Source organism: Thermithiobacillus tepidarius DSM 3134 (assembly GCF_000423825.1).
GTDB classification, from domain to species: domain Bacteria; phylum Pseudomonadota; class Gammaproteobacteria; order Acidithiobacillales; family Thermithiobacillaceae; genus Thermithiobacillus; species Thermithiobacillus tepidarius.
Window position 1 is genome coordinate 19,085 of the sequence record NZ_AUIS01000019.1, and the last position, 13,642, is coordinate 32,726.

Sequence of the window (13,642 nt, forward strand, 5' to 3'; positions counted from 1 at the left end):
AGGAGGCTGGCATGGTGGCATTGACGGTAAACGGCAAGGCGCAGTCGGTGGACGTCAGTCCCGACACCCCGCTTCTGTGGGTGCTGCGCGATACCCTGGGACTCACCGGCACCAAATACGGCTGCGGCATCGCCCAGTGCGGCGCCTGCACCGTGCACTTGGACGGCCGGCCCGTCCGCTCCTGCGTCACGCCGGTCTCCGCCGCCAGCGGCCGGCAGGTCACCACCATCGAGGGCCTGTCCGCCGACGGCAGCCATCCCGTGCAGCGGGCCTGGATCGCCGAGCAGGTGCCCCAGTGCGGCTACTGCCAGTCGGGGCAGATCATGGCCGCCGCGGCACTGCTGGCCGGCAATCCCAAGCCCTCGGACGCCGACATCGATGCCGCCATGGCCGGAAACCTGTGCCGCTGCGGTACCTACCCACGCATCCGCCGGGCCATCCACCGGGCGGCCAAGGGCGCCGGAGGTGCGGCATGAGCGCAAGATTCGACGCCGGCCGGCGGCATTTCCTCAAGGTGAGCGCCCTCGTCGGCGGCGGCCTGGCCGTCGGCGTCTACCTGCCCGGGTGCGACCGCCGTCCGAGCGAGCCGCCGCGGCCCAAGGCCGGCGCACCGGCGGCCCAGCGCTTCGCCCCCAATGCCTGGGTCCGCATCACCCCGGACGACATGGTGACCATCGTGGTGGACAAGTCGGAAATGGGGCAGGGGGTGATGACTTCCATGCCCATGCTGGTGGCCGAGGAATTGGACGCCGACTGGCAGCGGGTGAAGCTGGTGCAGGCACCGGCCGATCCGGCCTACCGCAACCCCAAGATCGGCATTCAAGCCACCGGCGGCAGCACCAGCGTGTCGTCGAGCTGGGAGCCCCTGCGCCAGGCGGGCGCCACGGCCCGGGCCATGCTGGTGGCGGCCGCCGCGCGCGAGTGGCAGGTGACGCCGGAAAGCTGCCGCACGGAAAAGGGCAAGGTGCTGCATCCGGACAGCGGCCGCCAGGCCCGCTACGGCGAACTGGCCAGCTTGGCGGCGCGCCAGCCGCTGCCGCAGGATGTGCCGCTCAAATCGCCCAAGGATTTCCAGCTCATCGGCAAGCCGCTGGCGCGCCTGGACACGCCGGCCAAGGTGGACGGCAGCGCGGTTTTCGGCATCGACGTGAAGGTGCCGGACATGCTCATCGCCACCGTGGCCCACTGCCCGGTCTTCGGCGGCAAGCTCGCCGGCTACGATGCGACCCAGGCCAAGGCCATCCCCGGCGTGCGCGCGGTGCTGCCGGTGGAGAGCGGCATCGCCGTGGTCGCCCGGGACTACTGGACGGCGCGCAAGGGCCTGCAGGCCGTGCAGGTGCAATGGGACCTGGGCCCCAACGCCAAGCTCGACAGCGCCGGCATCGACAAGCTGCTGACCCAGGCCGCCGGCCAGCCCAGCGCGGTGGCCCACGATCAGGGCAACGCCGAGCAGGCGCTGGGCGACGCCGCCAAGACCGTGGAGGCCGTCTATCAGCTCCCCTTCGCCGCCCACGCCACCATGGAGCCCATGAACTGCACCGCCCACGTGCGCGGCGACGCCTGCGAGGTCTGGGTGCCGACCCAGTCGCAGACCGGCGTGCAGATGACGGCGGCCAAGATCACCGGCCTGCCCCAGGAGCAGGTCATCGTGCACACCACCCTGCTGGGCGGCGGCTTCGGCCGCCGCTTCGAGCAGGACTTCGTGGCCGAGGCGGTGCAGCTCTCCCAGGCGGTGGGCGCGCCGGTGAAGCTCATCTGGCCGCGCGAGGAGGACATGCAGCACGACTTCTATCGCCCGGCCATGTACAACCAGCTGCGCGCCGGCCTCGACCGCGACGGCATGCCGGTGGCCTGGACCCATCGGCTGGCCGGCCCGTCCATCATGTCGCGGGTCATGCCGCAGCGGGTCAAGGACGGCATCGATCCGTCCTCGGTGGAGGGCGCCGCCGAGCTGCCCTACGCCATCCCCAACATCCACGTGGACTACGTGATGAAGGACACGGGCGTGCCGGTGGGCTTCTGGCGCTCGGTGGGCAACTCCCACACCGCCTTCGTCAAGGAGAGCTTCCTGGACGAGCTGGCTGCCGCCGGCGGCAAGGACCCGCTGGCGTTGCGCCGGGCGCTGTTGTCCGACGCCGCGCGCGAACGCGAGGTGCTGGAGCTCGCCGCCGACAAGGCGGGCTGGGGCGGCAAGCTGCCGGCCGGCCACGGGCGCGGTCTCGCCGTGCACAAATCCTTCGGCAGCTACGCGGCTCAGGTGGCGGAGGTGTCCGTGGCCAAGGACGGCACGCTGCGCGTGCACCGCATCGTCTGCGCGCTGGACTGCGGCACGGTGGTCAACCCGGACACGGTGCGGGCCCAGGTGGAAAGCGCCATCATCTACGGCCTCACGGCCACCCTCAAGGGTCCCATCACCCTGGCCGGCGGCCGGGTGCAGCAGAGCAACTTCAACGACTATCCCCTGCTGCGCCTCGATGAAACGCCGCTGATCGAAGTCCATCTGCTGCCAAGCCGCGAGCCGCCCAGCGGCGTGGGCGAGCCGGCGGTGCCGCCCGTGGCGCCGGCGGTGGCCAACGCCGTCTTCGCCGCCACCGGCAAGCGCATCCGTCACCTGCCCATCCGGGCCGAAGACCTGCGCGCCTGACATGGACGGCACCGATCTCCACGTGCTGCGCAATGCCGCCGCCTGGCAGGCGGCGGGCCGGCGCACGGCCCTGGTGACGGTGCTGCGCACCTGGGGCTCGGCGCCGCGGCCGGCGGGCGCGCTGCTGGCCTTGAGCGCGGACGGGCGGCTGGCGGGTTCGGTCTCGGGCGGCTGCGTGGAGGAGGATCTGCTCGAGCGCCACGGGCGGGGGGAATTTCACGGCCGGCCGACGCTGCTCGCTTACGGGGTCAGCCGCGAGCAGGGCCGGCGCTTCGGCCTGCCCTGCGGCGGCACCTTGGAGCTCCTGGTGGAGCCGGACCCCGATCCGGCGCTGCTGGAGCGCCTGGTGGCGGCCCTGGAACGGCGTGAGCTGCTCGCCCGCCAGGTGGACGTGCGCAGCGGCCGCTGCGCCCTGCAGCCTGCCCGCCGCAGCCAGGACTTCGCCTATGACGGCGCCGTGCTCACCTGCGTGCACGGCCCGGCCTGGCGCCTGCTGCTCATCGGCGCCGGGCAGCTGTCGCGCTGCGTGGCGCAGATGGCGCCGCTGCTCGATTATGAGGTGATCGTCTGCGATCCGCGCGAGCACTATGCCGCTACTTGGGACGTGGCCGGCGCGCCGCTCGATACCGGCATGCCCGACGACGTGGTGCGGGCGCGCGCCAGCGATGCCCGCAGCGCCGTCCTGGCGCTCACCCACGACCCCAAGCTCGATGATTTGGCCCTGCTGGAAGCCCTGGTCTCCGATGCCTTCTACGTGGGCGCCCTGGGCTCGCGGGCCAACAACGCCAAGCGCCGCGCCCGCCTCGCCGCTCTCGGGGTGCCGGCGGCGGCCTTGGCGCGGCTGCATGGGCCGGTGGGCCTGGCCATCGGCAGCCGCACCCCGCCGGAGATCGCCGTCGCCACCTTGGCCGAGCTGACCGCCGTGCGCCGCGGCGTGCGGCTCGCCCCGGCGGCGGCCGTGCCGGCCAGCCCGCAACGCGTGTCGGCATGATCGCCGGCGTCCTGCTCGCGGCGGGGAGCAGCAGCCGCTTCGGCGGCCCCAAGCTGCTGCAGCCCTTGGCCGACGGCACGCCGCTCGGCGTGGCCGCGGCCCGCAACCTGCGCGCCGCCGTGGACTTCGCGGTGGCGGTGGTGCGGCCCGAGGATCAGGCCCTGGCCGAGCGGCTCGCCGCCGAGGGTCTGGCCGTGGCGGCCTGCCCCCGCGCCGCCGAGGGCATGGGCGCCAGCCTCGCCTGCGGGGTGCGCGCCGCCGAGGGGGCGCAGGGCTGGCTCATCACCCTGGCCGACATGCCCGGCATCCGCCCGGACACCATCCGCCAAGTGGTCCGCCATCTGGCAGCCGGCGCGCCCCTGGCCGCGCCCGTCTATCAGGGCCGGCGCGGCCATCCGGTGGGCTTCAGCCGCGCCTTTCGGGAGGCGCTGTGCCGCTTGAGCGGCGACGAGGGCGCGCGCGCCTTGCTGGCGGCGCACGCGGCCGATCTGGAAGGCTTCGCCAGCGACGACCCCGGCGTGTTGCTGGACATCGACACGCCGGCGGATCTGAGCGTCTGAGCGCCCCGCCGCTCTCCTTCAGAAGCGCAGCGTCTGGCCCACCTGCATCACCCGCAGGCCGTTGTGCCGGCCGCCGAGGGCCTTGGCGAAGGCCTCCGGGGTGCCGGTGAGGACCGGGAAGGTGCCGTAGTGCATGGGAATGGCGACGCGCGGCTTGACCAGGCGCACGGCCTCGGCGGCGCGCTCGGGGCCCATGGTGAAGTGGTCGCCGATGCTGAGCAGCATCACGTCCACTTGGTGGAAGCGCGGCACCAGCGCCATGTCGGCGAAGAGGTCGGTATCCCCCGTGTGGTAGATGGTCGGACCGTTGCGCACGCTGATGAGAAAGCCGCCCGGATTGCCGGCGTAGTGCGCGTCCTGGCCACCCGGCGCGGTCACCGTCGAGCTGTGCACCGCCGGGATGAAGGCGACCTTCACCTCGCCGTCGAGCAGCGTGAGCTCGCCGCCGAAGTTGCCCAGCGTGTCGAAGCCCATCTGCTCCTTCGGATAGCCGGCGTATTGCGCCAGGGCGTTGCCGAGGTCGAAGGTGGCCACCAGGCGCGCGCCGGTCTTCCTGGCGATCTCCACCGCGTCGCCCACGTGGTCGAAGTGGCCGTGGGTGATCAGGATCAGGTCCACCTGCTTGAGGGCGGCCAGGTCTTCCTTGGCCCGCTTGTTGGACGGGTTGCCGATCCACGGGTCGATCAGCAGCACCTTGCCTCCCGGCGTCTTGATGCGGAAGGCGGCGTGCCCGTACCAGGTCAGCTCCGTGGGCGTCTTGGCCTGGGCCTGCAGGGGCAGGCAGAGCAGAAGGGCGAGAAGGGCGAGGAACGGCATCACGGGACGGCGGTTGGCGCGCATGCTGGACTCCTGTCGGGGATGGTGGCAGTTTTTGCAGTAATATAGCAGGAAGGACGCCGAGTGGAGGAAATCCGATGCCTTACGCCCTGTCCGCCGTGCTGCTTTCTTTGTTCCTGGCCGTTCCGGCCCGGGCGGCCACCCCGGACGAGATCGACGCCATCCTTGCCCGCGGCGAGGCGCCCGCGGGGGTGGTGTTCGAGATCGTCGATCGCGATCCCCAGGCCCTGCGCTGGGCCATCCCCACCGTCCGCGCCCAGGCGCAGCGGCTGCGCCAGCGCTGGCCCGGCCTGCCCCTGGCCGTCGTCACCCACGGCAACGAGCAGTTCGCGCTGCAGAAGAGCCAGCGCGCCGAGCAGCGCGAGGTGCACGCGGCGGTCCAGGCGCTGAGCCGCGAGGACAAGGTGCCCGTGCACGTCTGCGAGACCTACGCCAACCGCCGCGGCGTCGCCGCCGAGGACTTTCCCGACTACGTGAACGTGGCGGCCGCGGGCCCGGCGCAGATCAGGCAGTATCAGGAGCTGGGCTACGTGCACGTGCGGGTGCGCCGGCCGGCATCGACTTCGCCTTGATGAAACGGGCCGGCGTCAGGGCGTGCCGGGGCAGGATGCGGCAAGGGGGCGGTCCGCCTGCGTCCGGCGGCCGCCAGGTTCGCCCTGGGCAGCGGGCATGCGGAATTGCGCCAAGGGCCGGGCTTGATCGATGGCATAGCCCTGCACGTAATCCACGCCCAAGTGCCTGAGCTTTTCCCGGATTGCCTCGTTTTCCACGAATTCGGCGATGATCTGGATGCCCATGACGTGGCCGATGCGGGTGATCGCTTCCACCATGGCATGATCCACCGGGTCGTCCACCATGTCCCGCACGAAAGCACCGTCGATCTTCAGGAAATCCACCGGCAGGTTCTTGAGGTAGGCGAAGGACGACATGCCGCTGCCGAAATCGTCGAGCGCGAAGCGGCAGCCCATGCTCCAGAGCGCCGACATGAGCTGCCGTGCCCGGCTCAGGTTGGCGATGGCGCAGCTTTCCGTGATCTCGAAGCAGATCTGCTCCGGCCGGATGCTGGTCCGCTGGAACTGATTGATCACGAAGTCCAGGAAATCCGGATCGCAAAGCGAGTGCGCCGACAGGTTGATGGCGCAGCAGTCCAGGTTGCCTTGCGCGCTCAGGTCCTGGCGGGCGATCCACTCGAAGGTGTTCTGCACCACCCAGCGGTCGAGGGTGGCCATCAGATTGTAGCGCTCGGCGGCGGGAATGAAGGCCATGGGTGGAATCGTCTCGCCGGTCCCGTCCACCATGCGCAGCAGGATCTCGAAATGGCCGGGCCGGCTGTCGTCAGGCGCGGCCGGCACGATCGGCTGATAGTACAGGCGCAGCAGCCCGTCCTCGATGGCGCGGTTGATCTGGAACACCCACTGCATTTCCCCCTCGCGCCGCGCCAGTTCGCTGTCGTCGGGCCGGTACACGTGTATCCGGTGGCGGCCGTTTTCCTTGGCGGCGTAGCAGGCCGTGTCCGCGGCGCTCAGCAGCGCGGCCAGGCTCTCCGAGTGCGGCGTGATGGGTACGAGTCCGATGCTGACGCCGCAGGAGAAGATCTTGTCCTCCCAGGCGAAGCGGAAATCGCCGATGTCATGGCGCAGCTTTTCCGCAATGGCGAAGGCGTGCTCCAGCGCACAGCTCTCCAGCAGCAGGGCGAATTCGTCGCCGCCCAGGCGCGCCACCGTGTCCCGGCCGCGCACCCGGGCCTGGATCAGGGTCGCCAGCTGACGCAAGAGCTCATCCCCGGCCATGTGGCCGCAGGTGTCGTTGACCACCTTGAACTGGTCCAGGTCCAGATAGAGCAGGATGTGCATCTGCTTTCGCTGCCTGGCGTCTTCCAGCAGTTCCGCCAGCCGGCGCTCGAATTCGCGCCGGTTGGCCAGACCCGTGAGCGCATCATGGCTGGCCTGCCAGGACAGTTGCCGCGCCAGCCGCTTGGCTTCGGTCACGTCGTGGAAGGCGATCACGGCGCCGATGGATTCGCCCGCCCGGTTGCGAATGGGCGCGGCGGAGTGGGTGATGGCGAACTCCTGGCCATCCCGGCGCACGAGCAGCGTATGGTGGTTCAGGCCCAGGGTCTGGCCATCGAGTGGGTTGTGGCTGGCGGGATGGTCGATGGACTCGCGGCTGGTCCCGTCGATGAGCCGGAACACCGTTTCCAGCGGCTGCTGCCTGGCTTCCTGGGCTGTCCAGCCGGTCAGCTGCTCCGCCACCGGATTGAGGTAATCCACCCGGCCGCCGGCATCGGTGGTGATGACCGCGTCGCCGATGGAATGCAGGGTGACCTCCGCCAGCTCTTTCTCCTGGAACAGCGCTTCTTCGGCACTGGCGGTGCGGCGCGCCACGTACACGGCGATGAGGATGCCCAGGCCCAGCGCAGTGCTGCCCAGCCCGGCCATGGCCAACTGGGCGGCGCGGTAAGCGTTGCCTGCCTCGGCGGCCGCTTGGCGCGCCGCCTCCGTTTGCAGGGCACGCAGCCGATCGAGGGCCGCCAGCACCTCGTTTTGCAGCGGAATCACCCGGTCCAGCAGAATTTGCCCGGCCCGTTCCGTGTTCCCGGTCAGCATCAGATTGGCCACTTCGTCCTGCAATGGCCGATTCATCCGGCTCAGCCGGCCTTGCTGCTCCAGGATGGCGCGTTCGGCCGGGCTCAGCGCCATGTCCAGCAGCCGCATGCGCGCGGCGGCGAAATCGCCCGCCAGCTGGTTGAAGCGCAGGAACTCCTCATCCCGGGCAAAGGGGTCCGGGGTCAGGCTCATGCGGTAAAGCGCCATCGCCCGCTCACGCGCCGCCAAGCGCATGGTGGAAATGAGATCGGTCTTGACGTTCTGCTCATTGACCACCGTGTCCAGGCGCTTTTGCAGATCGGCCAGGTGATAGAGCGCCACCAGGGTCAGGGTGCCCATGAGCAGGAGCACCAAGGTGAAGCCGGTGGCGATGAGGCGATGCGAGTGGAGCTGGATCCTGGGATTCTTGTGAATGTTTGTAACCATCGGATGTGCCGTATCCGGCGAAGCTCCTTGGCAGGCAGTCCTTTACTCATTATTTAGTCGATTCCGTCCGGTTTTGAAGGCGCGAGGATCACGGACAGGGGGATGGGCGGTGGACGGCGCTAACGCCGGTAGCCGTAGAGCCAGCGCGCGGTGCCGCCGCCCACGTTGCGCACCGTATGCCGGGCGCGGGCCGGGATGAAGACCTCCTCGCCGAGGCGCGGCCGCAGGGTGCGGCCGTCGATCTCCAGTTCCAGCTCCCCTTCCATGACCATGAGCAGTTCGTCCGCGGGATGGGTATAATCACGCCATACCTGGCCCGGCGGATCGATCCACAGGCCGCAGCTGAAGCCGCGTCGCGCCCAGTCCTGCTGGATCGCCTCCATGTCCATGCGCACCTCCTCGGTCGTGCAGCAGAGCACTTGAATGAGACGGCGGGCGCTTCAGGCGCGCCCGCTCACCACGAGATGGCGATCGCTCACCGTTTGCACTTGCAGGTGAGCCAGCCCGGCCTGCGCCAGTTGCGCCTGCACCTCCGCCGGCCGATAGGCGGCCAGCAGGGAATGGAAGAAATCGCGCTGCAGCACCGGCGGCTCGCCGGCGGCGTAGCGCGCCACCATGGCCTCGGCCTCGCTGCGGCTGGCCGGGCGCATCAAGTCCATGACCAAGATCGGCGCGCCGGGCCGCGCATGGGCTTGGACCGCGGTCCACAGGGCCATGGGCTCGTGCAAGTGGTGGAGCAGGCTGTTGCTGATGACCGCGTCGTAGCGGGCCTGGGGCAGCGAAGCGCCGGGCAGGTAGCCCCGGATCAGCTGCACCCGCCCGTCCAGCCTGGCGCGCCGCACCGCTTCCTGGCCGTGGGCGAGCATGGCCGCGGCGCCGTCCACGCCATGCACGCGGCAGCGGGGCTGGTCGCGGGCGAAGCGAATGGTCACGTCCGCCGGCCCGCAGCCGAGGTCCAGGGCCACGCCCGCCACCTCGCCGAAGGCGGCGCGGAACAGTTCCACGAAATGGGTGTGCGGCGCCGTGAAGTCCGCCGCGGCATAAGCCGCCGCCTGCCCCGGCTCGTCCATTAGTTCCGGTTCGGGGATGCGTTCCATCAGCGCTTTTCCTCTTTTGGGGCCAGAGCCGCCGCGCCGGCGCGGGCCACGGCCACGTCCTGCTCGGCGTTGCCGCCGGCGGCGCCGATGCCGCCCACCACCTGGCCCTGGGCGACGAGCGGAAAGCCGCCCGGCAGGTCGGTGAAGCGGCCCTGGGTGGCGGCCTGGATCTCCTCGATGACCGCGGGCGGGATGCCGGTCTCGTGGTTGGGACGGCGCACCGAGGCGGCGGTATAAGCCTTGCTGAAGGAGGTGTGGTTGGTGTGGATGAAGGCGCCCGGCATCTTGATGAAGCCGATCAGGTTGCCGCCGGCGTCCACCACGGAAACGCCCATGGGCACGCCGAGCGACTGGGCCTGAGCTACCGCGGCCGCCAGGACCCGCTGGATCTGCGCGGTGCTGAGCTGCGCCGTCTCGGCGCGGAGCTGGCCGGCGCCCAGGGCCAGCGCGGCGGCCAGGATAAGGCGGACGGGCAGGTGCTGGATCATCGATCCCTCCTTGCGCTGGACGACGTCTCGGCAGCGCTCCGTGGTCCGTTGATTCCACAGAGTCTAGAGCTTGCCGGCCGGGCGGACAAGCCGCGCGGGTCCACCCGGCCGGAACGCGCCGCCGCTTCCCGCTTCTAAGCAGGAGCGGGCGGGCTCGCGATCCGCCGTGCCGATGGGCAAGCCATCGCGCGCCCGCTCACTCCTGCGCTAGGCATGTAGCCTCGGGGCGCGTAGGAGCGGGATTGCCCGCGATCAAAGTGCCGACCACGGCAAAATCGCGAGCCCGCCCGCTCCTACGGCAGCACGACCGCGGCCGCAACCCGCGCTGGCCTGGCAGCCAGGACTCTCATCGAGAAAAGGGGTTCTATACTTACTGCAATCCACTTCCCGGAGGGTGCGCATGAACATGGAAAAAGTCGTCTTCGCCTTCGTCATCGTCCTGGCGATGACGCTGAACTTCGGCTTTTTCATCGGCGAGATCGAGGATCCCAATCACCACAACGTCTACGAGCTCTTCGCCGCCATCGTCGTCAACCTGATCGCCACGGTGATGAAGTTCGGCGACCGTACCCACATCGGGGCCGTGCTGTTGGCCACCAGCCTGGTGGCCGACGTGCAGCTCATCGCCGCGGCCGTGGTCTGGGGCGTGGCGCTCTACGTGACGGCGGTGGGGCTGACGCCCATGGTCATGGGCAGCATCGTGTCCCTGTCCGGCGGTGCCCTGCTGGCCAATCTGGTGTCGGTGGTGCTGCTGGTGGTCGAGACCGTGATGATGCGGCGCTGAGGCGGCGGCCATGAACATCGGGCTCTTCCTCCTCCTGCGGCGCATGCGCCTGCCGCTGGTGGTGCTCATCCTCGCCTATGCCGTCTCCGTGCTAGGCTTCGTCCTCATCCCCGGCATGGACCCGCAGGGCCGGCCCTGGCGCATGGACTTTTTCCACGCCTTCTACTTCGTCAGCTTCATGGGTTCGACCATCGGCTTCGGCGAGGTACCGTATCCTTTCACCGACGCGCAGCGCCTGTGGACGACCTTCACCATCTATCTCACCGTGACCGCCTGGCTCTACGCCATCGGCGCCCTGCTCGCCACCCTGCGCGATCCCGCCTTCCGCCGGGTCATCGTCGACACCCGCTTCAGGCGCAACGTCCGCCACATCACCGAGCCCTTTTTCCTGGTCTGCGGCTACGGCGACACCGGCAGCCTGCTGGTGCGGGAGCTGGCGGCGCGCGGCCTGCGCGCCGTGGTGCTGGACAGCGCCCAGGAGCGCATCGATGCGCTGGCCATCGAGGATCTGGGCGTCTTCGTGCCGGGAATCTGCGCGGATGCGGCCGACCCGGACGCCCTGGTGGCCGCCGGCCTGACCCACCCCCGCTGCGCCGGCGTGCTCGCGTTGACCCGCGCCGACGACGTCAACCTCAAGGTCGCCATCACCGGCAAGCTTCTCAACCCGCCCCTGCGCGTCATCTGTCGGGCCGAGTCCCACGACACCGAGGCCAACATGGAGTCCTTCGGCACCGATCACGTCCTCAACCCATTCGACATCTTTGCCGACCGCCTCGCCATGGCCATCCACTCGCCCAGCCGGCACGCTATTTTCGAGTGGTTGACCAGCACCCGCCGCATGCCGCTGACCGAATTCCTGACGCCGCCGCGCGGCACCTGGATCCTGTGCGGCTACGGCCGCTTCGGTAAGGCGCTGCAGCGTTACCTGGATTTCCAGGGCATCCGCACCGTGATCGTGGAGGCCGAGCCGGCGCGCACTCAGGCGCCGCCGGATGCGGTGGTGGGGCGGGGCACCGAGGCGGTGACCCTGCGCGAGGCCGGCATCCGCCAGGCGGTCGGCCTGGTGGCCGGCACCGACAACGACACCAACAACCTGTCCATCATCGTGACCGCCCGTAGCCTCAACCCCCGGCTCTTCCTGGTGGCGCGCCAGAACCAGCGCGCAAACCGCGCCGTCTTTCAGGCCGCGCGCCTGGATCTGGTCATGCAGCCCGCCGGCATCATCGCCCGCCAGATCCTGGCGCTGATCACCACCCCGCTCTTGAGCGAGTTCCTGCGCCTGGCGCGCCATCACGACGACGACTGGGCCAACGCCCTGGTCAGCCGCATCATCGGCGTGGTCGGCGAGGAAGCGCCGGACACCTGGCATCTGGAGATCGATGCGGGGCGCACGCCAGCCCTGTGGGATGCCCTGCGGACCGGCGAGGAGCTGCGCCTGGCCCACCTGTACGCGGACCCGCGCGACCGCGCGCGCCAGCTGCCCTGCCTCGCCCTGCTGCTCAAGCGCGGCGAGGAGGAGGTGCTGCTGCCGGAGGACAGCCAATCCCTGCGTCCCGGCGACCGCATCCTGTTCTGCGGTCCCCCGGATGCGGCCGCGCCGATGGCCTGGACCGCCAGCAATCACAACGTCCTGGACTACGTACGCAACGGCACGGAGCGGCCGAGCGGGCTCTTGTGGAGCTGGCTGGCCGGGCGGCGCCAAGCCCCGGGCGAAAGTTGAACCCGGACCATGGTCGGATGGTCTGAGCAGCACGACAAGAACAAACGGGAGGCCACGTGAAGGGACGCTTCGCATGCTTGACCAGCCTCTGGTCCTCCTGGACCTGGAAACCACCGGCGGCAACGCCACCAGCGACCGCATCATCGAAATCGGCCTGATCGAAGTGCACGGCGGGCGGGTCCTGCGCGAGTGGAGCACGCTCGTCGATCCACAGGTGCGCATTCCGCCCTGGATCGAGCAGTTCACCGGCATTTCCAACGCCATGGTCGCCGGCGCCCCCAGCTTCGCCGAGATCGGCCCGGCGCTGCACGCGCAATTGGCCGGCAAGGTGCTGGTCGCCCACAACGCCCGCTTCGACTACGGCTTTCTCAAGAACGAGTTCCGCCGCCAGGGCCTGCGCTACCAGGCCAAGGTGCTGTGCACGGTGAAGCTCTCGCGCCGCCTCTATCCCGAGCACCGGCACCACAACCTGGACAGCCTCATCGAGCGCCATGGACTACCGGCGGCCGAACGCCACCGGGCGCTGGGCGACGCGCGCGTGCTGTGGGAATTGCTGCGGGTGTTCCAGCGTGAGCGCAGCCCGGACGAACTCGCCGCAGCGGTGCAGATGCTCCTCAAGACGCCGAGCCTGCCGCCCGGGCTGGACGCCGAGGCCCTGGAGGCGCTGCCGGAGGGGCCGGGCGTCTATCTCTTCCACGGCGACAACGACGCCGTGCTTTACGTGGGCAAGAGCGTCAACCTGCGCGAGCGGGTGCTGTCCCACTTCTCCGGCGACCATCGCCTCAACAAAGACATGCGCATCGCCCAGCAGATCCGGCGCGTCGACTGGATCGAGACCGCCGGCGAGCTGGGCGCGCTCCTGCAGGAAGCCCGGCTCGTCAAGACGCTGATGCCCATCCACAACCAGCGCCTGCGCCGCAATCGCAGCCTGTGCGCCTTCCAGTGGGAGCCGGGCCGGGCGCCGCAGCTGGTGCAGGCCGGCGAGCTGGATTTCAGCCGGCTGGACAATCTCTACGGCCTCTTCAAGAGCCGCCGCGACGCGCTCGACTGCCTGCGCGGCTTGGCCGAGGAGCATGGCCTGTGCCAGCGGCATCTGGGCCTGGAGGGCGGCCGCGGGCCCTGCTTCGCCTATCAGCTCAAGCGCTGCCGGGGCGCTTGCGTGGGTGAGGAAAGCGCGGCGGCCCACGATGCCCGGCTGGCGGCGGCCCTGGCGCGCCTGCGGGTGCAGAGCTGGCCCTTTGCCGGCCCTGTCGGCCTGCGCGAGCGGGACGCCGCGGGCGAGCGGGAGGAGCTGCACGTGCTCGACGCCTGGTGCTATCTCGGCACGCTGCGCCCTGGGGACGCCCTGCCCGACGCCGACACGCTGCGCCGCCAGGCGCGCTTCGACCTCGATACCTACACCATTCTCACCCGCTACTTCGCCAAGCACGGCCGGCGCCTGGAGATCGTGGAGCTCGGCGCGCAACGGCGGGTGCCGCCGGCGGCCTGA

Annotated in this window: 13 protein-coding genes; 8 read left to right on the forward strand and 5 right to left on the reverse strand. The window is 70.1% G+C overall.

Annotated elements, in window-relative coordinates; all coding sequences use genetic code 11:
• Positions 1-11 precede the first annotated feature (11 nt).
• The 4 genes from G579_RS0109815 to G579_RS0109830 are packed head-to-tail and all read left to right on the forward strand — an operon-like array spanning position 12 to position 4,195.
• Positions 12-476, forward strand: coding sequence for a (2Fe-2S)-binding protein (locus G579_RS0109815; protein WP_028990043.1), 465 nt, complete (start codon positions 12-14; stop codon positions 474-476).
• The gene (locus tag G579_RS0109820; protein WP_028990044.1) at positions 473-2,644 is read left to right on the forward strand and encodes a xanthine dehydrogenase family protein molybdopterin-binding subunit; all 2,172 of its coding nucleotides are present in this window, start codon (positions 473-475) and stop codon (positions 2,642-2,644) included. Before G579_RS0109815 ends, G579_RS0109820 begins: the two co-directional genes overlap by 4 nt.
• Before the next feature lies 1 nt (position 2,645).
• Positions 2,646-3,635, forward strand: coding sequence for an XdhC family protein (locus G579_RS0109825; protein ID WP_028990045.1), 990 nt, complete (start codon positions 2,646-2,648; stop codon positions 3,633-3,635).
• Positions 3,632-4,195 carry a nucleotidyltransferase family protein gene (locus G579_RS0109830; RefSeq protein WP_028990046.1) on the forward strand — a complete coding sequence of 188 codons (564 nt, stop codon included), beginning with the start codon at positions 3,632-3,634 and terminating at the stop codon, positions 4,193-4,195. Before G579_RS0109825 ends, G579_RS0109830 begins: the two co-directional genes overlap by 4 nt.
• 18 nt (positions 4,196-4,213) lie before the next feature.
• Here G579_RS0109830 and G579_RS0109835 read toward each other — a convergent pair whose 3' ends face one another.
• Positions 4,214-5,035 carry a metal-dependent hydrolase gene (locus G579_RS0109835; RefSeq protein WP_169376791.1) on the reverse strand — a complete coding sequence of 274 codons (822 nt, stop codon included), beginning with the start codon at positions 5,033-5,035 and terminating at the stop codon, positions 4,214-4,216.
• A gap of 74 nt (positions 5,036-5,109) precedes the next feature.
• On the opposite strand from G579_RS0109835, the gene G579_RS0109840 reads away from it, so the two are divergent.
• Entirely contained in the window at positions 5,110-5,604 is a 495-nt protein-coding gene (locus G579_RS0109840) for a DsrE family protein (RefSeq protein WP_038019307.1), read from the forward strand.
• 15 nt (positions 5,605-5,619) lie between these two features.
• Here the strand turns inward: G579_RS0109840 and G579_RS16930 are convergent, their stop codons facing one another.
• The 4 genes from G579_RS16930 to G579_RS16935 all read right to left on the reverse strand — a co-directional run bounded on the left by G579_RS16930 (position 5,620) and on the right by G579_RS16935 (position 9,649).
• Positions 5,620-8,064 (reverse strand): EAL domain-containing protein, encoded by a 2,445-nt coding sequence (locus G579_RS16930; protein ID WP_081662716.1) that lies wholly within the window; start codon positions 8,062-8,064, stop codon positions 5,620-5,622.
• Between the two features lie 119 nt (positions 8,065-8,183).
• Complete coding sequence (locus tag G579_RS0109850; RefSeq protein WP_028990049.1) at positions 8,184-8,453, reverse strand: cupin domain-containing protein; 270 nt, start codon at positions 8,451-8,453, stop codon at positions 8,184-8,186.
• 51 nt (positions 8,454-8,504) lie between these two features.
• Positions 8,505-9,161 carry a class I SAM-dependent methyltransferase gene (locus G579_RS0109855; RefSeq protein ID WP_028990050.1) on the reverse strand — a complete coding sequence of 219 codons (657 nt, stop codon included), beginning with the start codon at positions 9,159-9,161 and terminating at the stop codon, positions 8,505-8,507.
• The gene (locus tag G579_RS16935; RefSeq protein ID WP_051181357.1) at positions 9,161-9,649 is read right to left on the reverse strand and encodes a GlcG/HbpS family heme-binding protein; all 489 of its coding nucleotides are present in this window, start codon (positions 9,647-9,649) and stop codon (positions 9,161-9,163) included. Before G579_RS16935 ends, G579_RS0109855 begins: the two co-directional genes overlap by 1 nt.
• Positions 9,650-10,049: 400 nt before the next feature.
• On the opposite strand from G579_RS16935, the gene G579_RS0109865 reads away from it, so the two are divergent.
• The 3 genes from G579_RS0109865 to G579_RS0109875 all read left to right on the forward strand — a co-directional run bounded on the left by G579_RS0109865 (position 10,050) and on the right by G579_RS0109875 (position 13,642).
• On the forward strand, positions 10,050-10,433 hold the full coding sequence (locus G579_RS0109865) for a DUF6394 family protein (RefSeq protein ID WP_028990051.1): 384 nt from the start codon (positions 10,050-10,052) through the stop codon (positions 10,431-10,433).
• A gap of 10 nt (positions 10,434-10,443) precedes the next feature.
• Entirely contained in the window at positions 10,444-12,153 is a 1,710-nt protein-coding gene (locus tag G579_RS0109870; RefSeq protein WP_028990052.1) for a potassium channel family protein, read from the forward strand.
• 73 nt (positions 12,154-12,226) lie between these two features.
• Complete coding sequence (locus tag G579_RS0109875) at positions 12,227-13,642, forward strand: exonuclease domain-containing protein (protein ID WP_028990053.1); 1,416 nt, start codon at positions 12,227-12,229, stop codon at positions 13,640-13,642.

Excerpts from the sequence above, each read along its gene's own strand:
- G579_RS0109825 (WP_028990045.1), top strand. The coding sequence starts at position 2,646 with ATGGACGGCACCGATCTCCACGTGCTGCGCAATGCCGCCGCCTGGCAG.
- G579_RS0109870 (WP_028990052.1), top strand. The coding sequence starts at position 10,444 with ATGAACATCGGGCTCTTCCTCCTCCTGCGGCGCATGCGCCTGCCGCTG.
- G579_RS0109875 (WP_028990053.1), top strand. The coding sequence starts at position 12,227 with ATGCTTGACCAGCCTCTGGTCCTCCTGGACCTGGAAACCACCGGCGGC.
- G579_RS0109855 (WP_028990050.1), bottom strand. The coding sequence starts at position 9,161 with ATGGAACGCATCCCCGAACCGGAACTAATGGACGAGCCGGGGCAGGCG.
- G579_RS0109815 (WP_028990043.1), top strand. The coding sequence starts at position 12 with ATGGTGGCATTGACGGTAAACGGCAAGGCGCAGTCGGTGGACGTCAGT.
- G579_RS0109835 (WP_169376791.1), bottom strand. The coding sequence starts at position 5,035 with ATGCGCGCCAACCGCCGTCCCGTGATGCCGTTCCTCGCCCTTCTCGCC.
- G579_RS16930 (WP_081662716.1), bottom strand. The coding sequence starts at position 8,064 with ATGGTTACAAACATTCACAAGAATCCCAGGATCCAGCTCCACTCGCAT.
- G579_RS0109820 (WP_028990044.1), top strand. The coding sequence starts at position 473 with ATGAGCGCAAGATTCGACGCCGGCCGGCGGCATTTCCTCAAGGTGAGC.
- G579_RS16935 (WP_051181357.1), bottom strand. The coding sequence starts at position 9,649 with ATGATCCAGCACCTGCCCGTCCGCCTTATCCTGGCCGCCGCGCTGGCC.
- G579_RS0109850 (WP_028990049.1), bottom strand. The coding sequence starts at position 8,453 with ATGGACATGGAGGCGATCCAGCAGGACTGGGCGCGACGCGGCTTCAGC.
- G579_RS0109830 (WP_028990046.1), top strand. The coding sequence starts at position 3,632 with ATGATCGCCGGCGTCCTGCTCGCGGCGGGGAGCAGCAGCCGCTTCGGC.
- G579_RS0109840 (WP_038019307.1), top strand. The coding sequence starts at position 5,110 with ATGCCTTACGCCCTGTCCGCCGTGCTGCTTTCTTTGTTCCTGGCCGTT.
- G579_RS0109865 (WP_028990051.1), top strand. The coding sequence starts at position 10,050 with ATGAACATGGAAAAAGTCGTCTTCGCCTTCGTCATCGTCCTGGCGATG.